General features: G+C 72.3%; 20 protein-coding genes and 3 pseudogenes. 6 read left to right on the forward strand and 17 right to left on the reverse strand.

The window, feature by feature from the left end; all coding sequences use genetic code 11:
* On the reverse strand, nt 1-405 hold the full coding sequence (locus ABZ915_RS02135; protein WP_361794289.1) for a VOC family protein: 405 nt from the start codon (nt 403-405) through the stop codon (nt 1-3).
* 115 nt (nt 406-520) lie between these two features.
* On the opposite strand from ABZ915_RS02135, the pseudogene ABZ915_RS02140 reads away from it, so the two are divergent.
* A pseudogene (locus tag ABZ915_RS02140) lies at nt 521-1,491 on the forward strand (YafY family protein).
* Here ABZ915_RS02140 and ABZ915_RS02145 read toward each other — a convergent pair.
* Nucleotides 1,479-2,435 carry an LLM class flavin-dependent oxidoreductase gene (locus ABZ915_RS02145; protein ID WP_361794292.1) on the reverse strand — a complete coding sequence of 319 codons (957 nt, stop codon included), beginning with the start codon at nt 2,433-2,435 and terminating at the stop codon, nt 1,479-1,481. The pseudogene ABZ915_RS02140 and the gene ABZ915_RS02145 overlap by 13 nt on opposite strands.
* Nucleotides 2,436-2,520: 85 nt before the next feature.
* Between ABZ915_RS02145 and ABZ915_RS02150 the strand changes: the two genes are divergently transcribed.
* Nucleotides 2,521-3,300 (forward strand): helix-turn-helix transcriptional regulator, encoded by a 780-nt coding sequence (locus ABZ915_RS02150; protein ID WP_361794295.1) that lies wholly within the window; start codon nt 2,521-2,523, stop codon nt 3,298-3,300.
* Here the strand turns inward: ABZ915_RS02150 and ABZ915_RS02155 are convergent.
* Complete coding sequence (locus tag ABZ915_RS02155) at nt 3,279-3,701, reverse strand: hypothetical protein (protein WP_361794298.1); 423 nt, start codon at nt 3,699-3,701, stop codon at nt 3,279-3,281. The genes ABZ915_RS02150 and ABZ915_RS02155 overlap by 22 nt on opposite strands.
* 95 nt (nt 3,702-3,796) lie before the next feature.
* Nucleotides 3,797-6,115 carry a glycoside hydrolase family 95-like protein gene (locus ABZ915_RS02160; RefSeq protein ID WP_361794301.1) on the reverse strand — a complete coding sequence of 773 codons (2,319 nt, stop codon included), beginning with the start codon at nt 6,113-6,115 and terminating at the stop codon, nt 3,797-3,799.
* A gap of 241 nt (nt 6,116-6,356) precedes the next feature.
* Between ABZ915_RS02160 and ABZ915_RS02165 the strand changes: the two are divergent.
* Nucleotides 6,357-7,388 (forward strand): annotated as a pseudogene (locus ABZ915_RS02165) (M23 family metallopeptidase); the annotation flags it as partial.
* A gap of 17 nt (nt 7,389-7,405) precedes the next feature.
* Here ABZ915_RS02165 and ABZ915_RS02170 read toward each other — a convergent pair.
* Nucleotides 7,406-7,513, reverse strand: a pseudogene (locus ABZ915_RS02170) (MarR family transcriptional regulator); the annotation flags it as partial.
* A gap of 5 nt (nt 7,514-7,518) precedes the next feature.
* On the opposite strand from ABZ915_RS02170, the gene ABZ915_RS02175 reads away from it, so the two are divergent.
* The gene (locus tag ABZ915_RS02175; RefSeq protein WP_361794304.1) at nt 7,519-7,887 is read left to right on the forward strand and encodes a hypothetical protein; all 369 of its coding nucleotides are present in this window, start codon (nt 7,519-7,521) and stop codon (nt 7,885-7,887) included.
* 29 nt (nt 7,888-7,916) lie between these two features.
* Here the strand turns inward: ABZ915_RS02175 and ABZ915_RS02180 are convergent, their stop codons facing one another.
* Nucleotides 7,917-9,137, reverse strand: a complete 1,221-nt coding sequence (locus ABZ915_RS02180; protein WP_361794307.1) for a phosphotransferase — start codon at nt 9,135-9,137, stop codon at nt 7,917-7,919.
* 225 nt (nt 9,138-9,362) lie between these two features.
* On the opposite strand from ABZ915_RS02180, the gene ABZ915_RS02185 reads away from it, so the two are divergent.
* A complete protein-coding gene (locus ABZ915_RS02185; protein ID WP_361794310.1) occupies nt 9,363-10,745 on the forward strand; it encodes a glycoside hydrolase family 43 protein in 1,383 nt (460 codons plus the stop codon).
* On the opposite strand, the gene ABZ915_RS02190 is transcribed toward ABZ915_RS02185, so the two are convergent.
* From ABZ915_RS02190 to ABZ915_RS02225, 8 genes are all read right to left on the reverse strand, one after another.
* A complete protein-coding gene (locus ABZ915_RS02190) occupies nt 10,739-11,482 on the reverse strand; it encodes a class I SAM-dependent methyltransferase (protein WP_361794313.1) in 744 nt (247 codons plus the stop codon). The two genes, ABZ915_RS02185 and ABZ915_RS02190, sit on opposite strands and share 7 nt — an antisense overlap.
* Before the next feature lie 43 nt (nt 11,483-11,525).
* Complete coding sequence (locus ABZ915_RS02195) at nt 11,526-12,737, reverse strand: epoxide hydrolase family protein (protein ID WP_361794316.1); 1,212 nt, start codon at nt 12,735-12,737, stop codon at nt 11,526-11,528.
* 24 nt (nt 12,738-12,761) lie between these two features.
* Nucleotides 12,762-13,520, reverse strand: coding sequence for an ABC transporter ATP-binding protein (locus tag ABZ915_RS02200; protein ID WP_361794319.1), 759 nt, complete (start codon nt 13,518-13,520; stop codon nt 12,762-12,764).
* Nucleotides 13,521-13,529: 9 nt separating this feature from the next.
* A complete protein-coding gene (gene mdlC, locus ABZ915_RS02205) occupies nt 13,530-15,164 on the reverse strand; it encodes a benzoylformate decarboxylase (protein ID WP_361794322.1) in 1,635 nt (544 codons plus the stop codon).
* Nucleotides 15,161-16,009, reverse strand: a complete 849-nt coding sequence (locus ABZ915_RS02210) for an ABC transporter permease (RefSeq protein ID WP_361794325.1) — start codon at nt 16,007-16,009, stop codon at nt 15,161-15,163. Before ABZ915_RS02210 ends, mdlC begins: the two co-directional genes overlap by 4 nt.
* On the reverse strand, nt 16,006-16,836 hold the full coding sequence (locus tag ABZ915_RS02215) for an ABC transporter permease (RefSeq protein WP_361794328.1): 831 nt from the start codon (nt 16,834-16,836) through the stop codon (nt 16,006-16,008). Before ABZ915_RS02215 ends, ABZ915_RS02210 begins: the two co-directional genes overlap by 4 nt.
* The gene (locus tag ABZ915_RS02220) at nt 16,833-17,810 is read right to left on the reverse strand and encodes an ABC transporter substrate-binding protein (RefSeq protein WP_361794331.1); all 978 of its coding nucleotides are present in this window, start codon (nt 17,808-17,810) and stop codon (nt 16,833-16,835) included. The genes ABZ915_RS02215 and ABZ915_RS02220 overlap by 4 nt, the downstream gene beginning before the upstream one ends.
* A gap of 88 nt (nt 17,811-17,898) precedes the next feature.
* Nucleotides 17,899-18,483: a rhodanese-like domain-containing protein gene (locus ABZ915_RS02225; RefSeq protein ID WP_361794334.1), complete on the reverse strand. Its 585-nt coding sequence runs from the start codon at nt 18,481-18,483 to the stop codon at nt 17,899-17,901.
* Between the two features lie 96 nt (nt 18,484-18,579).
* Between ABZ915_RS02225 and ABZ915_RS02230 the strand changes: the two genes are divergently transcribed.
* A complete protein-coding gene (locus ABZ915_RS02230) occupies nt 18,580-18,867 on the forward strand; it encodes a metal-sensitive transcriptional regulator (RefSeq protein ID WP_361439061.1) in 288 nt (95 codons plus the stop codon).
* A 34-nt stretch (nt 18,868-18,901) separates the two neighbouring features.
* On the opposite strand, the gene ABZ915_RS02235 is transcribed toward ABZ915_RS02230, so the two are convergent.
* The 3 genes from ABZ915_RS02235 to ABZ915_RS02245 are packed head-to-tail and all read right to left on the reverse strand — an operon-like array spanning nt 18,902 to nt 21,179.
* Nucleotides 18,902-19,651, reverse strand: coding sequence for a sulfite exporter TauE/SafE family protein (locus ABZ915_RS02235; RefSeq protein WP_361794337.1), 750 nt, complete (start codon nt 19,649-19,651; stop codon nt 18,902-18,904).
* Entirely contained in the window at nt 19,648-19,782 is a 135-nt protein-coding gene (locus ABZ915_RS02240) for a hypothetical protein (RefSeq protein ID WP_361794340.1), read from the reverse strand. The genes ABZ915_RS02235 and ABZ915_RS02240 overlap by 4 nt, the downstream gene beginning before the upstream one ends.
* On the reverse strand, nt 19,773-21,179 hold the full coding sequence (locus ABZ915_RS02245; protein WP_361794343.1) for a rhodanese-like domain-containing protein: 1,407 nt from the start codon (nt 21,177-21,179) through the stop codon (nt 19,773-19,775). Before ABZ915_RS02245 ends, ABZ915_RS02240 begins: the two co-directional genes overlap by 10 nt.
* Nucleotides 21,180-21,257: the final 78 nt, after the last annotated feature.

Raw genomic sequence — 21,257 nt, forward strand, 5'->3', positions numbered from 1 at the left:
TCACTCCACGGCCAGGAGGCGCTGCGGGGCCTCGGGGCTGACCGGTGCGAAGAAGTTGACCAGATTGCCGTCGGGGTCCCTGAACAGCAGGGAACGGTTGCCCCAGGGCTGGGTCGTGGGCTCGTTCACGAACTCGACGGCGAGCGTGCGGAGCCTGTCGTACTCGCGGTCCACGTCGTCGACGAGGAACTCGATGATCACGCTCTCGTTGGCGGCCGGTCGCGGCGCCCGGGCACCGAGCGCCGCGACCGTGCGGACGCTCCCGAGAGCGAGGGTTCCGGCGGAGGTGCGGAACTCGGCGAAGTCGTCGGTGAAGCGCTTCGCGGTCCGGCCCGTCACCTTCTCGTGGAACTCGACCACGCGGTCGACGTTGCCGGTGATGATGCGGATCGAAGCGAACTGCATGGCGGTCCCCTCGGGCTGTGTCGCGGGACTGGGTGCGGGACTGTGTCGCGCCCTGTGGAGACCGTAGGACGGATACGGACAGGATCCGCCCGGTATCCGGGAGAGACCTGGCCGCATGACTCGTCCCACCGCGCGCGTACTCGCCCTCCTCGAGGTTCTTCAGGCGGGAGGCGTCCATACGGTCACCGACCTCGCCGGGCGGCTGGGGGTGGACCCGCGCACCGTCCGCCGCTACGTCGATCACCTGATCGACCTCGATGTGCCCGTGGAGTCGGTGCGCGGACGCTACGGCGGCTACCGGCTGGCACGCGGGTACCGGATGCCCCCGCTGATGCTCACGGAGGACGAGGCGCTGGCCACCGTGCTCGGTCTGATCACCGTGCGGCGGGCGGGGCCGGTCCCGACGTCGGACGCCGCCGCCGGCACAGCCGCCGCGAAGCTGCGCCGCGTGCTGCCCGAACCCCTGGGCCGACGGCTGGACGCGCTGCTGGCCACGACACGGTTCACGGCGACCGCCGACCGCGGCGCCGACGGCCCCCGGGGGGGGCGCGTCCTGCTCACGCTCGCCGAAGCCACCGCCGACCGGCATCCGGTGTCGATGGAGTACCGCAGCCGTGGCGGCAGGGTCACCGACAGAGTCATCCATCCCTACGGTCTCGTGGCCCACTCGGGCCGCTGGTACGTCACCGGCGCGGACGCCGAGACCGGGGACGTACGGACCTTCCGGGTGGACCGGGCCGGTCACCTGCGCATGCTGCCGGGCTCCTTCGAGCGGCCCGAGAACTTCGATGCCGCGTCGCACACGCTGGCCACGCTCGCCGAGACCCCGTGGACCCTGACGTCGAGATTCTCGTGCAGGGCACACGGGAGCACATCAGGTCGGCATTCCCCGAAGGCATCGCACTCGTCGACGAGGTTCACGAGACGTGGTTCCGTGTCCGGCTCCGTGCCGAGCGGCTGGACTGGATCCCGCCCCTGATCGCCGGGCTCGACTGCCCGTTCATGGTGCGTAGGCCGACCGAACTACGCACCCTGGTGCAGGAGTTGGCGCAGCGGCTCGCCCGGTTCGCCGCTCAGCAGGACTGAGCCGTGGCCTGTACGGCCGGGATCAGGTCCGCGACACGTTCCAGCTGGTCGCGCTGGGAGGACAGGCCCACGGCGCCGAGGCGGGCGACGATGTGCCGGGCGCCGGCGGCGACGTACCGTCGTAGATCCGCCAGTACCTGGTCGGCCGTGCCGGTGACGACAGCCTGGATCTTTTCCAGCTCCTCCAGGGGCATGCCGTATGCGGCTCGCGCGTACTCGTCCAGTGCCCGGCGGCCGCGCTCGACGTCGTCGTCGATCCGTACCGACACGAACAGCGCGGGGGTGATGTCCTCGGCCGCGCGTCCGGCGTCGGCCGCCGCCGTGCGGACATCGCGGAGGCCGGAGGCGTAGTCGGCGGGGTCGGGAGGGTAGGGCAGCCATCCGTCGTAAAGGCGGCCGGTGCGGGCCAGCGCCGCCGGGGTCGCGCCGCCGAGCCAGACGGGCGGGCCGGCGGCTCGGGAGGGCAGGGTCGTGGGCGGGAGGTCGTCGAACCGGAGGATCTCGCCGTGGAAGGAGCCGGCGCCTTCCCACAGGGCCCGCCACAGGGCGACGGTCTCGTCCAGACGGGCGAAGCGCCGCTCCCACGGCACCTCGGACAGGGTGTAGAGAGGCCGTCCGAAGCGGCCGGGGAAACCGGCGCCGACGGTCACGGTGAGCCGGCCGGCGGACAACAGGTCGATCGACGCCAGGGACTGCGCGGCCTGGACCGGCCGGCGCAGGAACGGCATCAGGGCGGCCGTGCCCAGGGTCACGGTCTCGGTCGCCGGGGCGAGCGCGGCCAGCATCGTGAGGGCTTCGATGCGCGGGCTGATCAGTGAGTCGTTGACGAAGAGGGAGGAGAAGCCCAGGCGTTCGGCCCGGCGGCCGAAGCCGACGAGCGTGCGGGGGTCGTCGGCCGCGCCCCACTGGGCGGTTCCGGTCGGAAGCAGTACACCGATGTCCATGCCGCGATGGTCATCACCGCCGCGGGTAGCGACAATTCCCCGGGGGGAATGGCCCGGAGCCCGCCCGGACCGTTACAACGGGTCAGTGGACTTCCCTCGTGCGCTTCGCGAACGCCGTACCGGCCGTCGTCTCAGCCAGCTCGACCTGGCGCTGCGGGCGGGCACCACCCAGCGGCACCTCAGCTTCATCGAATCCGGCAGGTCCGCCCCCGGCCGGAACATGGTCGTGCGTCTGGCCGAGTCGCTGGAACTGCCGTTGCGGGAGCGCAACGAACTGCTGCTGGCCGCCGGGTACGCGCCCGCCTACCCCGAGAGCGCGCTCGACGACCCGGTGCTGGCACCCGTACGCACGGCGATCGACCACATCCTGCGCGGGCATCTGCCGTATCCGGCACTGGTGGTGGACCGGCGCGGCGATCTGGTCGCGGCCAACACCGCCTTGGACGTGATCACCGAGGGTGCGGCCCCCGAACTGCTGGGTCCCGGCACGAACGTCTACCGCCTCGCGCTGCACCCGGACGGCCTCGCTCCCCGCATTCACAACCTCGCCGAATGGGCGCGCCACATCCTGGCACGACTCGGCCACCTGGAGGAGCTGCACGCCGAACTCAGTTCGTACGTCCCAGAGTTGGATCCCTCCGCAGGGCAGCTCGGTTTCGCGGTTCCGCTGCGTCTGCGGTCCTCGTACGGTGAGCTGCGTCTGATGACGACCGTGACGACCTTCGCCACCGCCGTCGACGTCACACTCGCGGAGCTGAAACTGGAGGCGTTCCTGCCGACCGACCCGGCGACGGCCGAGGCTCTCTCGACGGCCGCCGGGCCACTGGCCTCAGCCGCGGGGGGTCAGGCGCCGGGGAACATGTAGTCGGCCTTGATCCGTCCGGTCTCGTCGAGCACGAGGATCTCCGATCCGCCGCCCACCACCTCGCCGGTTTCGGCGGACACGGCCTCCCAGCCGAACCTGACCACGCCGTGGAGGCGTACCGCGCCGGCGCACGCCCGGAAGGTGAATCCCTCCTTCTCGACGAAGCGTTCGTAGCTTCGCGTCACCCGGGTCTCGATGGCGTCGTACCCCTGAGCCTCCAGTGCCGTGTGGTCGAAGCCGAGTTCCGCGGCGATCCGCCGCATCTCCTCGGGCGGCTGGAGGATGTGGGTGCCGTCCTGCGCCCACAGCCGTTCGATGGCCGCGCGGCGTTCGGTGGCCTCCGTCAGGTTCCACTGTGCTGTGTAACGGTCGGCCAGGTGCTGCGGGTCGATGTCGATCACATGAATCTCCTTGCCGGTCAGGTCGCTTGGGACCAGATCCTGCGGCGCGCGGCGGAGACCGACAATTCCCCGCGGGGAATGGGACCCGGCCGCGGTCAGGTGGCGGGCAGCCCCCAGCGGGGCGCCTCGCCGTTCGGGGGCACGGCCGCGACGGTCAGGTCGGGCCGGTCGCCCTTGGCCGTGATCAGCGCGGACTCGCCCTTGCGCAGGGCGACTTGGACCGTGCCGTCGGCGGTGCCGGCGTACCGCAGGGGGCGGCCCTGCCCGTCCCGTATGTCGACCGGTCCGGTGATTCCGTGCCGTACGGCGCAGGGCGCGCCCGCTTCGCTGACCAGTCGTACCCAGCGGGTGGTGCCGCCCCGGCGGACCGCGCTCAGCAGGAAGGCTCCCTGTGTACGGAAGTGATGTACCGTCAGGTCCGGCCAGGCGGCGGGCAGTGCGGGGAAGACCCTGATGGTCCCGCCCCAGGACTGGCAGATCATGTCGTGCAGGGACTGGGCGGCCGACAGGGGCGTCTCGATGACCGGACCCGACTCCTTGTACATGGTGTTGGGCTGGATGAAGCGGGCCATCAGTTCACCGAGGTACCGCAGCGCGTCCTCACCCTTGCCGAGCAGCGCCGACATCGAGGCGGCGCCCGTGAAGGTGTAGCCCTGGAGGGCGCCCTCGAAGCCGACCCAGTGCGCCAGCGACTCCTCGATGAGGGCGCGTTGGCCTGGGGTGCGGCCGGTCACCTCGTACAGCGGGTACACGGCGAGCAGATGCGAGTAGTGGCGGTGGGACTTCGCGAAGGGGATGTCCGCGCCGATCATGAAGCCGTTCTCGTCCGTCGGGTACGGCACACGCTTCGCGAGTACCTCGTGCCAGCGTGGTGCCAGCGGGTCGTCGATGCCGAGGAGTCCGGCCGATTCGAGGAGGGTGCGGCAGCCCCAGGTGAGGAGCATCAGGTCGTAGTTGCAGTCGCGTGAGTCGCCGCCGTACTCCGGGGAGAAGGTGGCGGGCAGGTGCAGGTGGCCGTCCGGGCCGGGCTCGAGGAAGTGCAGGTAGTAGTTGACCGCCTTGCGGAGCAGGGGGAAGAGGACGTACCTGAGGATCGTCTCGTCCATGGTGTGGCGGTAGCTGAGCCAGACGTTGTGCAGCGCCCAGGTGAGATTACCGACCTCGGGTGTCGGCGGGTCCTGGCCGGGGATGCCGACGCCGTAGCCGGTGAGGGGGTCGGCCGCGCCGTTGACCAGGTGGGGGTCGGTGGTGCGGGGGATGCCGAGCGAGTCGGCTCGGTACGGCTGCGTGACCTCCTTGGCGAGGTTGTCCCGGAACTCGCTCAACGCCCGGGTGATCGCGTCGAGTTCGAGGTGGTTGGAGCCGTGGACGAGCCAGTACTCCAGCTGGGCGTTGAGGTTCCACCAGGTGTTGGGCCACGGGGTGGGTTCCAGCCAGGGGCCGCTCGTCGCCATCACGGGGGCGTCGCGGCGGGCGGCGGAGGCCGCCTTGTACAGCTGGATCCAGTAGAAGCGCTGGATACGGGCGTCGGGCAGGGACAGGAAGCTCTTGCGGTAGTAGGCGTGCCACCAGTCGCGGTGGGTCACCGCCAGGGCGGAGTAGGAGAGCCGGGCGGTGCCGCGGACCGTCTTCAGGGCCCGCTCCAGCGCCGTGGTCCGCGGGTAGGAGTGCGCGACGTGGACGTACAGCGTCCGCGTGCGGCCGCTGGTCCGCTCCTGCCAGGCGGTGACGTGCTGTCCGCCCGCCAGCAGCGGCTGCACGGCCGCGGTCACACCGTCATGGTCGGCCACCTCGGCGGGCGGGTTGCCCCGGTAGCCGTCCGGCAGCGGTTTGAAGGCGGCGCGCGGGCTGATCGCGTCCGCCGGGTGGAACACCCAGCGGAAGCCGCGCTCGCCCTCGCCGGGCGTCACCTCCACGGCCAGGACGGAGCGGTCGTTGTGGACCAGGGCGCGCAGGGCCAGCGTGCCCCGGTCGGTGGTGAGGGTGCCGGTCAGTTCGGCGTCGTGCAGCGACAGCCGCCAGTCGAGGCCGGTGATCGTGCCCACCGGCTCCAGGGTGAAGTACCCGATCGGAAGCCGGGCCAGACCGAAGAGGGAGCCGAACTCGGGGCGGTGGTCCTGTACTTCGGAGTGCTGGACGTTGAAGCGCACGGCGCTCGACGTGGCGTCCGGCTCGGCGTAGATCCCCGAGCCGAGGAAGCCGTTGCCGAGGAACGGGCCCTCGTACCAGGTCGTCGGCATTCGCTGCCAGACCAGGTCGGCGTCGTCGAGGACGGTGCGCCAGGGGTCGGAGGGCTTCGCGGCGTCGGCGGCACGGTCCGCCGCCGACGCCGGGGTGGGCAGGCCGGGAGCGAGCAGTGCGCCGCCGACGGCGGATCCGGTGGCGAGGACGGTACGTCTGGACGGGCTGGGCACGGTACCTCCCGGCGGCTCGGTAATACATCGGAGCTATCCCGGAAGGCAACGTAGAGAAGTGTCGGGAGCGCGTCAATACGCCGGGATAGCTCGGATGTATTCGGACGATGCGTCAGGTCTGCCTCTTCGGGCACATCGCTCTGCCTCCATGCCCGGTGACGCCCGTGCCGCAGCGGGATAGCGTCCGCCTGTGCACAGCAGGCCCCACCCGCATGTCCCTTCGGAGGACACGCCACGCCCCCGCCGTCGGGGTCCCGGTCCGTTCACGCTGATGGTGTTGCCGGCGCTGGTCGCGGCCTCGGGAGTCGCCGGTTTCCTCATTCTGACGGGCGGCCTCTCCGCGGACGGGACGGAGGCCGCGACGTCCGGACCGGCCGGTGCGAGTGCCGTGAACGAGTCGTACGGACCCTGGCTGCGCAAGGCCGCCGGAAGGTGCGCGGTCCTCACTCCGTCCGTCCTCGCCGCTCAGATCGACCAGCTCTCCGGCTGGCGCAACGACTCGAAGGCGCAGGGCAAGTCGGGTATCGCCGATTTCACGGACACCGACTGGCGGCGGTGGGGCAAGGACGAGGACGGCAACGGGCGTTCCTCACCCCGGGACGAACCGGACGCCATCATGGCACTGGGCCGGCAGGACTGTTCCCTCGCCGCGAAAGTGACCGAGTTGCGGACCGAGGGGACCGTCTCGGGGGACCTCGTCGACCTGACCCTGGCCGCGTACGCGGTGGGAGAGGACGAGGTCGCGACGGCGGGGCGCGTGCCCGCGACGGCACGCACGTACCTCAGCGAGGTGAAGACCCGCTACGCGCGCTACGAGGGTTTCGACCACGAGAACAGCGGCGACGGCGCCGAACAGCCGGCGAGCGTCGTTCTCAGCGCGCCCGTGAGCACACTCACGGTCACCTCACCCTTCGGCTCACGCAAGCACCCCCTCACCGGAGTGACCAAACTCCACACCGGCGTCGACTTCGGCGCGCCGCAGGGCGCCCAGGTGTCCGCCGCACGACAGGGGCGGGTCGTGTTCGCCGCCCTCACCAAGGCCTACGGCAACCGCGTCGTCGTCGACCACGGCACCATCGGCGGCAAACGCCTCCAGACCACCTACAGCCACCTCTCCGTCCTCCAGGTCACCGCGGGCCAGACCGTACAGACCGGCACCCCGATCGGACGGGTGGGCTCCACGGGCCTGTCCACCGGACCGCACCTGCATTTCGAGGTCATCTACGACGGTTACTACACCGATCCGGAACCATGGCTCGCTCCGAGCCGCTGAAGCGACGTTCCCCGCACACGGCGCCAGGCGGCGGCGCCGGGGGCGAGCCAGGCCGCGATCGCGTCGTGCTGGTCGGGGGCGATGGCCACGATCCGGCGTCGCCGGTCGGCCGGGTCCTCGCGCCGGGCCTGTGCACATCAGTGAGACGGTCCTCGGCAGGAAGGCGGAAGAGGGCCTGATCCGTGAACTCGCGGATGCGATCGGTTCCGTCTGCGGCGGGCAGTTCAGGCGCCTGGTCGCAGTCGACCTGATCGGCATTCCCCCGCATCGGCGCGGCATCGGCGGGGCACCGTCCGGCCAGGCCGCCCCGAGCGTCACACTGAGCCCGCGCGAGGCGGCGTATCAGCACCCGAAGGTGCCGGACGCACCCGCGCGCCTGATCGCGGCGATCACCGACGCGGTGGCCGGTGTGCTGGGCGAGGAGGTCCGCGAGCAGGTGACGGTCGGTCTGCCGGCCGTCCCCGAAGGGCGCTCAGGAGTCGGGGGCCAGGTCGCCTGACCCAGGGCCCGGTCTGAGCGGGCACCGTGTCAGCTCGCCGTCCAGGGCCGGAGTTTGTCGGGGTTGAGGACGGCCCAGATCCGCTCGATCCGGTCGCCCGCGACGTCGAACGCCAGCACCGACACGGTGACGTCGTCCAGTTGGGCCACCAGGCCGGGCTGACCGTTGACCGTGCGCTCCAGGAGCGTCACGCCGGACAGCGCACCGGCCCGTTCGGCGAAGAAGCGCGCGATCCGCTCGGCGCCTCCGACCGGGTGGAGCGCGGCCGGGACGATTCCGCCTCCGTCGCCGGTCGCCGTGGCCTCGGGGACCAGCAGGCCGACGAGGGCGTCGATGTCCTGGGCCTCCCATGCCCGCTTGAAGGCCCTGACGACGCCGGCGCGCTGGGCCGCGGGAGGCCCGGGAGGCCGCGACCCGCGAAGACGACGGCGGGCCGACGAGGCCAGCTGACGGCATGCCCCCGGCGTGCGGCCGACGATCTCGGCCACTTCGGCGAAGGAGTACCGGAAGACGTCGTGCAGGACGAACGCGACGCGCTCGGCCGGTGTCATCGCTTCGAGGACGACGAGGAAGGCCATGTTGACCGACTCGTCGAGGGTGACACAGTCCACCGGCGGCACGTACGGCTTCGTACACCGTGTGCAGATAATCGTCTGCACACGCAGCCGGTCCGCGTACGGCTCGACCCGGGCGGCGGCGGCCCGGGCGGCGCGCAGGACCCGCTGGGCGCGGTCCTGGTCGGGCAGGTGCGGGGCCAGCGTCCCGAGCACGGCTGCCGCGTCGCGCAGATCCCACAGCCGGGGCCGCTCCCGCTCCACGGTCTCCAAGCCGGCCAGTCCCGCCGCGATGCGTCCGGCGAGCTCACCGAGCCGGGCGACGACGGAAGGCGCGAGGTAGCGGCTGTCCATGATCGGCTCGCCCGGCACGAAGTCCAGCAGACGGCAGGCGAGTTCCGTTCCTCCCACGGCGATGCCCTGCACGACGTCGCCGTCGAGCCCCGGGTGGACGCGGGGCAGCGGCAACTCCGGTGCGGTGGCCGCCAAGTGGCGTAGGGCGGCGCACTGGACGCGCAGTGCCTCTCGGTCCTCGGCGGGGTTCGCGATCTTCAGGACGTAGTCCCCGGTCCGCGTACACACCCGGTAGTTGCGGTCCTGCTGGCTGCCGAGGTCGCGCAAGGTCCCCGTCACCGCGTAACGCTCGGCGAGCGCGGCCGACAGCTCCTCCTCGTCGAAGTGGGGCATGGGCGGCATGGAGGTGCTCCACTTCTGACGTGCCGGAACGTTCCGGCAAACCGTGGGTTCGCCAGCTGACACATGTCAACGACCCTCACCCGCCACCCCGTCCGAGCCCACAGAAACCACAAAGCATGAGCGGAGTGATTGACGCGCACATGGCCACGCCCTACTTTCTGATCGCCTCTCCGAACCATGTTCGACATACCGACCATTGCAGCACCCTCGACCACTGGAGTACGTATGAGCCGCCCCCTCCCCAGCCGTCGACTCGTCCTCCGCACGGCCGCCGCCGCTCCCCTGGCCATGACCGGTGCGCTGGCCCTGGGCGCCGGCACCGCCCACGCCGCCGACTCGGCGTACGTCATGGGCTACTTCACCGAGTCCCCGAACGGCACCGGCACCGACTACGGCCTCCATCTCGCCGTCAGCAAGGACTCGCTGAACTGGATGCCGCTCAACCAGAACAACCCCGTGGTCACCCCCACCGAGGGGGATCTCGGGCTGCGCGACCCGTTCATCCTGCGCAAACAGGACGGCACCTTCGTCGTCCTCGCCACCGACCTCAAGGGCACCGACTGGAGCTACGTCAGCCAGTACGTGCACGTGTGGAACTCGGCCGACCTGCGCACCTTCACCGGCTACCACCGGCTGAAGCTGCACGACATGGACACGCACTGCTGGGCCCCGGAGGCGTTCTGGGACGCCGGCCGCGGCAAGTACGCGCTCATCTACTCCGCGGTGAACAGCAGCGGCCACAACGTCATCATGGTCAACTACACGACCGACTTCGTCACCGTCTCCGCTCCCCAGGTCTTCTTCGACCCCGGCTACGACGTGATCGACGGCGACATGGCCGTCGGCGTGGGCGGCGTCAACTACCTCTACTTCAAGAAGGACCAGACCCTCGTCGGCGCCCGCTCCAGCTCGCTGGACCCGGGCAGCTTCACCGTCTTCAGCACCCCGGCCTCCCACGGGGGCACCGAGGCCCCGGCCCTCGTCAAGTCCCTGACGTCCAGCACCTGGTACCTGTGGGGCGACACCTACACCCCGAACGGCGTCTTCTACGCCTGGCAGTCCACCGGCCTCTCGGCGGGCACCTGGACGGCGCTGGACCAGAAGGCCTACACCCAGCCGGTCAACTCCAAGCACTGCGGCATCGCGTCGATCACCGCCACCCAGTACGACAACCTCGTCGCCACCTGGGGCGCCCCCGCCTGGAACCGCCTCAAGTCCTACAACTATCCGGCCCGTTACGTCCGCCACTCCAACTTCGCGGGCCGTATCGACGAGTACCCTTTCGACCCGTACACCGACTCTCAGTGGAAGCTCGTCCCCGGCCTCGCGGACAGCTCCGGTGTCTCCTTCCAGTCGGTCAACTACCCGACCCGCTACCTGCGGCACCACAACTACCAACTGCAACTCGACGTGAACGACGGCACGTCGACGTTCGCGGCGGACGCCACCTTCTACCGGACGGCGGGCCTGGCCGACGCGAGCTGGTCGTCCTTCCGCTCCTACAACAACCCGACCCGCTACATCCGCCACTACGACTACGCCCTGCGCATCGACCCGGTCTCCACGGCCACCGAGCAGCAGGACGCGACGTTCCGTGTGGGCTACTGACCCACGTCGTACGGCTTCTGCCATACGGAGACGTGCGCCCGGCTGTCCTCCGTGAACGGCGCCTCGTTCCAGTCGGCCCACCGCTCGCGTGGCTCGAGGCCCGCGAGCCGGGCCATCAGGTCCAGCTCCGAGGGCCACACGAAGCGGTGGCGGGAGCGGGTGACCTCGGCCCGCCCGTCGGTGAGGCGGTAATGGTGCGAGACCAGGCGCTGGTTCACCAGGTCGTAGGTGTCGAAGCCGACGTGCTTCTCGCCGATGTGGAACGGCCGGGCGCTCTCCCCCGGCGGCAGCCGCCGCAGCTCGGGCACGCCGACCTCGACGACGAACCGGCCGCCGGGACGCAGATGGCGGGCGGCGTTGCGGAAGCAGGCGACCTGCTCGTCCTGGGTGAGCAGGTTGCCGATCGTGTTGTAGACCAGGTAGACGAGGCTGAACTCGCCCGGCACCCGCACCCGGGCCATGTCCCCCAGCGTCACCGGCATGCCGTCCCCGCCGGGCTTGCGGCGCAGCTCCCGCACCATGGGCTCGGACAGCTCGATCCCGCTGACGGCCACGCCCCGCTCCCGCAGCGGCAACGCGACCCGGCCCGTACCGACCGCGAACTCCAGCACCGGCCCGCCCTCCGCGCGACGCGCCAGGAACTCGACCGCGGGCTCCAGCACCTCCGGCGCGAACATGTACGCGGAGGACTCGTCGTACGTCCGGGCCACCTGCTCGGTCCACACATCCTGCTCCATGGCGCACCAGGCTGGCACGCCAACTCCCCGCACCGCCAACGGATTACGTCACCGGACGGTCCGGTGCGGGGCGCTGTCGGCCGGTCGTCGCCGCCGTGCGGTAGGGACGGAAGAACGCGCGCAGCTCCGCCGCGTACAGTTCGGGCTCCTCGAACGCCGCGAAGTGGCCGCCGCGCGGGGGTTCGGTCACGCGGACGACGTTGGTCGTGCGCTCGAGCCACGCCCGCGGCGGGCGGACGACGTCACCGGCGAAGAGCGAGAAACCGGACGGCACCTCGACGCGGCGGGCGAGCTGCGCGGGCGGGATCGCGGCGTTCGCGCGGTACATGCGCATCGACGAGCCGATCGTCCCCGTGAGCCAGTACAGCATGACGTTCGTGAGGATCTCGTCCTTCGTGAAGCTCCGCTCGATGTCGCCGTCGCAGTCGCTCCACGCCCGGAGCTTCTCGACGATCCACGCGGCCAGACCGGCCGGTGAGTCGGTGAGTCCGACGGCCGCCGTCTGGGGCTTCGTACGGTGCATGGCGGCGTAGGCCCCCTCGGTCGCGCCCCAGGCCGCGGCACCGTCGATCCAGGCGCGTTCCTCGGGCGTGAGCTCCTCCGGGGCGCCGGTGAAGACCGGCAGTCCCCCGTCGGTGCGGTGGACGGCCACGACCCGGTCGGGATGGTCGAGCCCGAGGTAGCGGCTCACATGGCTGCCGACGTCCCCGCCGGCCGCGCCGAACCGGTCGTAGCCGAGCACCGCCATGAGCTCGGCCCACAGACCGGCGACGGCGATGGAGTCCAGGGGCGGGCCGGTGGGGCGGTCGGAGTAGCCGTAGCCCGGCATGTCGGGTACGACCACGTCGAACGCGTCGGCGGGGTCGGCGCCGTGCGCGCCGGGGTCGGTGAGCAGCGGGACGACCTTCGAGTAGCGCCAGAACGAGTCCGGCCAGCCGTGGCTGAGGACCAGCGGAAGGGCGGGCCCGGCCGGCGCGGCGGCCCGCACGTGCACGAAGTGGATCCCGAGACCGCCCAGCCGCACGCGGAAGCGGGGCAGGCGGGCGAGCGCGGCCTCCTGCGCCGGCCAGTCGAAGCCGTCCGCCCAGTAGGCGACGAGCTCGCGGAGGTAGGCGAGGTCGGTACCGAGCGACCAGCCCGCGTCCTCGGGCGCGTCCGGCCAGCGCGTCGCGCGCAGCCGCGCACGGAGGTCCTCGAGTGCCGCGGGGTCGGTCCGCGGTGTGAACGGTTCTGGGCGGGGCGTCAGATCCGGCATGAGGCGCATCCTACGGGCCGGACCTCACGAGGTGGCCGGGGTGCGGACCGCTTGGCCGATCTTCGACCGGAGGCCGACGAACTCCGGTGCTCCCCGGGTCGTGAGCTGCTCGCGCGGGTCGGGGAGGTCGATCGGCTGGTCGAGGACGACATGGGCGGCGGGTGCCTGGGACAGGACGACGACGCGGTCGCCGACATAGACGCTCTCGTCGATGTCGTGGGTGACGAGGACGATCGTCGCGCCGTCAGTGCGGTGCACCTCCACGAGGAGGTCTTCCAGGTCCTCGCGGGTCTGGGCGTCGAGGGAGCCGAACGGCTCGTCCATCAGGAGCAGCGAGGGGCGGCCGATCAACGCGCGGGCGATCGCGACGCGTTGCTGCATGCCGCCGGAGAGCTGCCAGGGATGGCGGTCGGCGGTGCCGGTGAGGCCGACGCGGTCCAGGATGTCCTCCGCCTCGGCGCGACGGGCGGCGCGGCGAAGGCCCCGGCGGCGCAGCGGCAGGGCCACGTTGTCGCGGATCGTCATCCAGGGCAGCAGGGAACGGGCGTAGTCCTGGAAGACGACCGACATGCGGTCGGGGACGCCGGTGACGGGAGTGCCGTCGATGGTGACCGTGCCCTCGGCGGCGGGGAGCAGACCGGCGACGGTGCGCAGCAGCGTGGACTTCCCGCAGCCGGAGGGGCCCACCACACACAGGAGTTGGCCGTCCGGCACGGTGAGGCTGATGTCGTGCAGGACCTGGTGGTCGCCGTAGCGCTGGCCGAGGGCGTCGAGTCGGAGCATGGCGGCGCGTCACCGGCCCCGGGGCTCGGTGTACAGCGCGTCCTCGGTGGCGGTGACGCGGACGTGGAGGAGGTACGGGCCGTCCTCGTCGCCGGCGGCGAGCGCCCGGTCCAGCGCGGCGGGCAGTTCGGCGGGACGCCCGACTTCCGCGGCGGGGCAGCCGAAGGAGGCGGCCAGGACGGCGAAGTCGACACCGCCGATGTCCGTGCCGGGGACCGGCGTGATGCCGATGCGGCGGCCCAGGGCGCGCACGGCCGCGTAGCCGCCGTTGTCCAGGATCACGTACGTCACCGGGGCCCGGTGGCGGGCCGCGGTCCACAGCGCCTGGACGGAGTAGAGCGCCGACCCGTCCCCGAGGACGCACACCACGCGGCGTCGGTCGGCCAGGGCGCGGCCGACGGCGAGCGGCAGGCCCCAGCCGAGGGCGCCGCTGCCGGTGGTGAGGAAACCACCGGAGAGGTCGACGGGCACGCGCGCGTGGAGCGCGTCCCGGTGGCTGGGGGCCTCCTCGACGAGGACCCGGTCGCCCGGCAGCCGTTCCCGCAGGAGGTCCAGGAGCAGTTCGGGGGTGATCTTCGCGCCGTCGGCGGACACCGCGGGGGGTACCGGGCGGGGCGGGGGCGGTGGCCGGTCGGCGGGCCGCGTCAGCGCGGTCAGGAGTGTCAGCGCGGGCTTGAGCGTGGTGACGATGCTCGTGCCGGTGGGCAGCCAGGCGGCCTGTGCCGGGTCGCAGTCCAGGTGGAAGAACTCGGTGCCCGAATACAGGGGCGGGCCGTCGTCGGCGACGTGGTAGGTGAACAGGGGTGCGCCGAGGGCCACCACCAGGTCGTACGGGGCCAGTCGGTCGGCCAGGGGGCCCGCGACGGGCGGGAGGAAGCCCTGGAAGAGGGGGTGCGACTCGGGAAATCCGGAGCGTCCCGAGAGCGGGCTCATCCACACCGCGGCCCTGCTCCGCTCGGCCAGGGCGACCGCCTCGGGCAGGGCGTCCTCGTCGTCCACGCCGGGGCCGATGACCAGCGCGGGGCGCGCGCAGCCCGTCAGGCGGCCGGCGACCGCGGCCAGGGCCTCGGGGCCCGCGGTGTAGCCGGTGTGCAGCGTGCGGGGTGCGACGGGGAGGGCGGGCCGGTCCCAGTCGTCCTCGGGGACGGAGACGAAGGCGGGTCCGCGCGGGTGCGTCATCGCGACGCGGTACGCCTCGGCGAGCACGGCCGGGACATCGGCGGCGCGTTCGGGCTGGCGGGAGAACTTCACGTACGGGCGGGGGAACTGGGCGGGCTCGTCGGCGCCGAGGAACGGGCGCAGCTGGAGCAGCGAACGGGACTGCTGGCCGGCGACCACGACGAGCGGGACGCGGTCGCGGTGGGCGTTGAAGACGGCACCGAGGGCGTGACCGACCCCGCCCGCCGAGTGCAGGCTGACGAACGCGGCGCTGCGGGTGCCCAGGGCGTGACCGGCGGCCATGGCGACGACCGTGGCCTCCTGGAGGCCGAGCACGTAGGTGAAGTCATCGGGCCAGTCGCGCAGCATGCGCAGTTCCGTGGAGCCCGGGTTGCCGAAGACCGTCGTCATGCCGGTGTCGCGCAGGAGTCGGACGACGGCGTCGAGGACGGTCCCCTCCGGGCGGTCGTCCAGCCGGCTCCTCATATCGGCCTCCATCCGGAGCGTGCCCTGCCGACCAGCCGTTTCTCGACGGCCAGCAGGCCGGTGTTGAGCAGGAACCCGAGGGCGCCGAGCAGCACCAGTACCGCCCACACCGTCAGCAGGTCGGAGCGGGACTGGGCGTCGGTGAGCGTGAACCCGATGCCGTCGGCGGTGCCCGGCAGCAGTTCGGAGAAGACCATCAGGATCAGGGAGAGCGACAGGCTCAGTCGCAGGCCGGCGAAGACGCGCGGCAGCGCGGAGGGCAGGATCAGCAGCCGCAGCCGCTCGGCCGCGGTGAGCCGCAGCACGGCCGCGACGTCGAGCCGGAGCGGGTCGACCGCACGGGCCCCTTCCGCGGCGTTGACCAGCACCGGCCACAGGGCGCCGGACGCGATCGACGTCAGCTGCATCGGCGTACCGAAGTCGAGGACCACGACGAACACCGGCACCAGGGCCGGGGGCGGGACGGCCCGCGCGAACTGGAGGACCGGGTCGCACAGCGCGTACGCCCGCCGCGAACGGCCGATGAGGAGTCCGAGGGTGATACCGGCGACGGCGGCGAGTCCGAAACCCGCGGACATCCGGCCGAGGCTGGGCAGCACGTCGGCGATGGCCGCGTCGGAGAGGAACACGTGCCGGGCCGGGCCCGAGAGCCACAGGTCACGGGCGTGCCGGAGGATCCGCAGGGGCGGCGGGAAGTACACGCTGTGGTGGGCCACGGCGGCCAGTTGCCAGACACCGGCGGCGATCAGGAGGACCAGCCGGCGCAGGAGAGCGTCACGGGCGCGGGCCGCGGGGCCCGGGTGCGGCCCTCGCGCGGTGGTGCGGGCGTCGCGGGTGCCGGTCATGGGCGCTTCGCCGCCCGGCTCCGGGAATCCCGCGCCACGCGCTGCTCCTGCGGTACCCGCCGGTGCTCCGGCGCCCACGGGAACAGCCGGCGCTCGGCCTGTACCAGCAGCCAGTTGACGAGTACGCCGAGTGTGCCCGCCCACACCACGCCCGCGAGGACGTCCCGCGTGCCGTCCGTCGCGAGTTGTGCCTGGGCGATGAAGGTGCCGAGGCCCTCACCGAAGCCGGAGAGGATCTCCGTGGCGACGGCCAGGATCAGCGCGGTCGCCGCCGAGATGCGCAGCCCGGCGGCGATGAAGGGCGCGGTGCCGGGCACGTCCACGCGGAGGAGCACCGCGAGGCGGCCGAAGCCGAACACGCGCAGGGTGTCCCGGGCCAGCGGGTCCGTCTCGCCGAGTCCGTAGACGGTGTTGAACAGCAGCGGCCATACGGACGCGTAGGTGATGAGGGCGACCTCGGTCTCGGTGCCCGAGCCGAGGAGCAGGGACACGAGCGGGATGAGGGCGACGGACGGCAGCGGGCGCAGGAACTCGATGAGCGCGCGCAGGGCGGCGCCCGCCACCGGCACGCTGCCCAGGAGCAGCCCCAGCGGGACGGCGATCGCGAAGGCCAGGCCGAGGCCCAGGCCCCAGGCGCGCAGGGTGGCGCCGACGCCGGTCAGGAAGGCCCGGTCGCCGGCCAGTTCGACGGCGCGGGCCAGGACCTCGGACGCGGGCGGAAGGTAGCTGCGGCGGACGATGCCGGCGCGGCCGACCGCCTCGCAGACGCCGAAGGCGAGCAGCACGCCGGTCGCGCCGAGGACGGCGGTCTCCTGACGGCCTCTCACTTCGGCGGCTCCACCAGCAGCTTGGCCGGGTCGAGCGAGGTGTTCAGCAGGCCCTGCTCCTTCATCAGGCGGGTCAGCCGGCGCAGTTGCGCGGGGTCCGTGGTGGTGGCGTAGGCGGGCAGCCCGATGGCCTTGGCCTGGGGCGCGGTCACCTTGGTGTACTTGGGCAGTTCGGCGCGTACGGCCGACGGGTCCTGGGCGGCGATCTTGGAGGCGGCCGTGATGGCCCGGTGGAAGGCCGCCGCGGCCTTCGGGTGCCGGGCGGCGAACTCGCGGGTGGTGACGTATCCGCTCAGGGGCAGGGACGCCGCGGGGCCGGAGTCGCCGTCGAGCAGCACCCTGGCCCCCAGTTCGCCGCGGATCGCGCTGTCGAACGGCTCCACCGCGTGCACGGCGTCGACCTGGCCCCGTTGCAGGGCGGGGCCCATCTGCGGGAAGGGGACCTGCCGGTAGACGGGCCGGCCGGCGCCCTGCTCGTCCAGGATCGCGTTGAGGGTGAGCGACTGGATGTTGTTCAGGAGGTTGACCGCGACCGTATGTCCCTTGAGGTCGGCGGGCGTCTTGATGGCGGAGTCCTTCGCCACCAGGACGTCCATCATGTGCGGGGCGGCCCGGACGCCCTCGGCGAGGATACGGACGTCGGCGGTGCCCTTCTCCGCGGCCTGGAGGTAGGTGACGTAGTTGGCGCTGGCGATCACGTCGACCTGCCCCTTCAGCAGGGCGGGCAGTGCCTGCACGCTCTGCTGGACCGGCTTGATCCGGACGTCCAGCCCTTCCTTCGCGAACAGTCCCCGGTCCCGGGCGAGATAGAGGGCGGCGGCATCGGTCAGCGGCAGCGCGGCGACGGTGAGCTTCTCCCGGCCCTGGTCGTCGGAGTGCGTGTCGCCATCGCAGGCGGTGCCGGTGAGAACCAGCACCGCCACCACCGCGGCCAGTCCGCGACCGGGCCGGACTCGTAAGTGACGTGGCGTCATATCGGTATGGTCCTCTGGACGGAGGGACAGCACCACGGTCGAACCAGCCGAATCGCCGCGCGTGCGCACCACGCCTCGACGCGTGCGCTCACCGGCCGTACAGGGCCGCCGACGCCGCGTCGAGGTCGGCGGTGCGCGGGCGGTTGTGGGGCAGCTTGGCGAGGACGAGGGCCATGCCGCAGGTGCCGGTGAGCGCGGAGAGTACGAGGCCGCCCGCGATGCCCGCCGAGAGGATCCGGAAGGCCGGGTGGAGCAGGCCGAGGCCCAGGCCCAGCAGTACGAGCGTGCCGGCCGTGAAGCGCACCTGGCGCTCCATGCTCCAGCCGGTCCGTGCGGCGCGGGCCTCGGGGCGGTGGAGATCGTGGCCCCCGGCCGCCCAGGCTCCGGTGCCACCGACGAGGGTGGCGCTCGGTACGCCCCGCTCGGCCAGCAGCTCGCAGGCTTTCCGGGAGCGGGCGCCGGAGGCGCAGACGACGAGGACGTCGCCGCGTTCGGCGGCGTGGCGGATGCCGGGGAGCGCGCGCCGGAGGTGGTCGAGGGGGATGTTCAGGGCGCCGGGCAGGTGGCCGGAGGCGTACTCGCCGGGGGTGCGCACGTCGATGACGGTGAACTCGGGCAGCCGGGCGTGGGCCTCGTCCACGGTGAGGGCGGAGGGCGTGACGGGAACGGTCATGGCAGGTGTGATCCTTTCTGGAGGTGATCCCGGTGGTCGACGCCGTCCCGAAACGGGACGTACAGTACCCCCAGGGGTATATTTCGAGGAGTGGTCGTGGAACTGGATCTCGCCGGAGCCGAACTCAAGTCCGTGCTGAACCGGCTGCGCCGTGCGCAGGGTCAGATCTCGGGTGTGATCCGGATGATCGAGGAAGGCCGTGACTGCGAGGACGTGATCACGCAGCTGGCCGCCGCGTCCCGTGCCCTCGACCGCGCCGGCTTCGCGATCATCGCGACCGGTCTCCAGCAGTGCGTGGCCGACATCGAGTCCGGCCGCAAGAACGGCGAGGACGCCGAGCAGATGCGTGCCCGCATGGAGAAGCTGTTCTTGTCGCTGGCGTGAGGCCCCGCCCCCGCGTGTCCGGTGGTCGTACGCATCAGACGGCCACCGCGTCGATCAGCATGAAGGCGGCCACGGCCAGCAGGACCAGGGCGAAGATCCGCTGAAGCGCCGGCCCGGAGACCTTCGAGGCCAGGCATTTCCCGTCCCACGCGCCGAGGATCGCCGCACCGGCGAACGGGCCGATGACCGCCCAGTCCAGCCCGTCGGCCGTCCCGGCGCGCAGCGCGAGAGCGGCCAGCGAGTTGACGGTGATGACCAGCAGGCTGGTGCCCACCGCCGCCCGCATCCGCAGGCCGACCACGCCCACGAGGGCAGGTACGGCGAGGAAGCCGCCGCCGACGCCGAGCACTCCGGTGACGGCGCCCAGTCCCGCACCGGCCGCCGCCGCCCGGCCGGGCCGTACCGGGCGGTGGGATTCCGGTGCCGGACGCCGGCGCAGCATCCGGATCGCGGCCACGGCCGCCACCACGGCGAAGGCTCCGGTCAGCACCGTGTTCGGCAGCCGCCCGGCGGCCGCGCCGCCCAGCATCGCCGGAACGATGCCCGCCGCCGCGAACAGCAGCCCCGTGCCCCAGCGGACACCGCCCTCGCGCGCATGACCGGCCAGCGCGGTGGCCGAGGTGACACTCACGATGACCAGGCTCGCGGTGGTGGCCGCGACCGGAGTGAAGCCGAGCAGATAGATCAGGGCGGGTACGGCCAGCACGCTGCCGCCGCCCCCGAGCGCACCGAGCGCCAGACCGATGACGGCCCCGGCCGCCAGGGCGAGTATCACAGCACTCACGCGACCGTGCCGTCCCCACCCTGACCGCCGACGAGGGACAGGCCTTCGCCCGCGGGGTGGTGACCGGTGCGCTCGGCCGCCTCGCGCGCGGTGCCGCGGAGCGGGCCGCGGTGCAACGAGGTCATCGACATGTCTCGCTCCCCGCGCACTCCGGAGCCGTCGCGTCTTCGCGTACGACCAGCCCGGCCCGCTCGGCGCCGTCGAAGGAGTCGTCGACGGCGACGACGGCTCGGCCCGCCGCGTCCAGCAGTGACGCGGCGATGGCGGCGCGCATGCCACCCGCGCAGTGCACCCACACCTCGCCGTCGGGGATCTCGCCGATCCGCGGGTGCAGGTGGTGCAGCGGGATGTGGACCGATCCGGCGATGAACCCGTCGGCCCGCTCGGAGTCGCGGCGGACGTCCAGTACGACCACCCCGTGGTCCGGGCGCCGGCCGGCGAGGTCGGCGAACGTGGCCCTCGGGAAGGAGCTCAGACGCTCCCCGTCGCGCACCCAGGCCGACGGCGCGCCCGTGGCCGCGGCGGCGGGCCGGTCGATGCCGACGCGGGCCAGCTCGCGCTGGGCGGCGGCGAGCTGTGCGGCCGATTCGGCGAGCAGCGTCACCGGCCTGCCCCAGGGAATCAACCAGGCCAGATGCGTGGCGAGTTGACCCTCGCCCTCGAAGTTGAAGGCCCCCGCGACATGCCCCTGGGCGAACGCGACCCGGTTGCGCAGGTCGACCACCCATTCGCCCGCGGCGAGCCGGGAGGCGATCTCGTCGGCGTCGGCCACGGCGGGCGGCGTCAGGTCGAGCGGGGCGGGTCCGGCGGTGTTGGCGGGGCCCATGTGCGCGTAGTAGGCGGGGATGTCGTCGAGCCCGGCCAGCAGAGCACTCACGAAGGCGTCCACGTCCTGGGTGAGCGCGTCGTTGCCCGCCTTCTCCTTGCCGATCGTCGTGGCGCTGCCCGCGGCCCGGCCGGAAGCGCAGAAGCTGCCGAAGCCGTGCGTGGGCAACACCTCGGTGTCGTCGGGGAGTTCGGCGGCCAGCCGACGGGCGGAGGCGTGCTGGGCACGGGCCAGCCGCTCGGTCAGCCGCGGCTCGACCAGGTCGGGGCGGCCCACCGTGCCGATCAGCAGCGAGCCCCCGGTGAACACCGCGACGGCCGCCCCGTCGTGCTCCAGGACGTAGGCGGTGTGGTGCGGGGTGTGGCCCGGGGTGGCCATCGCCCGCAGGGCCAGACCGGAGTCGGGGTCGACGTCCGTGGTGTCCCCGTCGTGCACGGACACCCGCTCGAAGGTGACGCGGGCCGCGGCCGGGACGAGGTAGGCGGCACCGGTGACGCGGGCCAGTTCCGGTCCGCCGGTGACGTAGTCGTTGTGGATGTGCGTCTCGACGACATGCGCTATGCGCACCCCACGCCGGGCCGCCGCCGCGATCGCCCGGTCGATGTCCCGGGGCGGGTCGACGACCACCGCCGTTCGCTCGCCGCCGGCGAGGTAGCCGCGGTTCCCGATCCCTGCCGTCTCGATGGTGTCGATGAAGTACACCTGGCGCTCCCTTCAGCGTGAAATTACCCCCGGGGGTATCTGCACGCTAACACAGATACCCCTGGGGGTATTCCTCCA

Origin of the sequence: Streptomyces sp. NPDC046915 (assembly GCF_040644935.1) — a bacterium.
GTDB lineage: Bacteria > Actinomycetota > Actinomycetes > Streptomycetales > Streptomycetaceae > Streptomyces.

Excerpts from the sequence above, each read along its gene's own strand:
- ABZ915_RS02135 (WP_361794289.1), bottom strand. The coding sequence starts at position 405 with ATGCAGTTCGCTTCGATCCGCATCATCACCGGCAACGTCGACCGCGTG.
- ABZ915_RS02145 (WP_361794292.1), bottom strand. The coding sequence starts at position 2,435 with ATGGACATCGGTGTACTGCTTCCGACCGGAACCGCCCAGTGGGGCGCG.
- ABZ915_RS02180 (WP_361794307.1), bottom strand. The coding sequence starts at position 9,137 with ATGCCGCCCATGCCCCACTTCGACGAGGAGGAGCTGTCGGCCGCGCTC.
- ABZ915_RS02185 (WP_361794310.1), top strand. The coding sequence starts at position 9,363 with ATGAGCCGCCCCCTCCCCAGCCGTCGACTCGTCCTCCGCACGGCCGCC.
- ABZ915_RS02190 (WP_361794313.1), bottom strand. The coding sequence starts at position 11,482 with ATGGAGCAGGATGTGTGGACCGAGCAGGTGGCCCGGACGTACGACGAG.
- ABZ915_RS02195 (WP_361794316.1), bottom strand. The coding sequence starts at position 12,737 with ATGCCGGATCTGACGCCCCGCCCAGAACCGTTCACACCGCGGACCGAC.
- ABZ915_RS02200 (WP_361794319.1), bottom strand. The coding sequence starts at position 13,520 with ATGCTCCGACTCGACGCCCTCGGCCAGCGCTACGGCGACCACCAGGTC.
- mdlC (WP_361794322.1), bottom strand. The coding sequence starts at position 15,164 with ATGAGGAGCCGGCTGGACGACCGCCCGGAGGGGACCGTCCTCGACGCC.
- ABZ915_RS02210 (WP_361794325.1), bottom strand. The coding sequence starts at position 16,009 with ATGACCGGCACCCGCGACGCCCGCACCACCGCGCGAGGGCCGCACCCG.
- ABZ915_RS02220 (WP_361794331.1), bottom strand. The coding sequence starts at position 17,810 with ATGACGCCACGTCACTTACGAGTCCGGCCCGGTCGCGGACTGGCCGCG.
- ABZ915_RS02225 (WP_361794334.1), bottom strand. The coding sequence starts at position 18,483 with ATGACCGTTCCCGTCACGCCCTCCGCCCTCACCGTGGACGAGGCCCAC.
- ABZ915_RS02240 (WP_361794340.1), bottom strand. The coding sequence starts at position 19,782 with ATGTCGATGACCTCGTTGCACCGCGGCCCGCTCCGCGGCACCGCGCGC.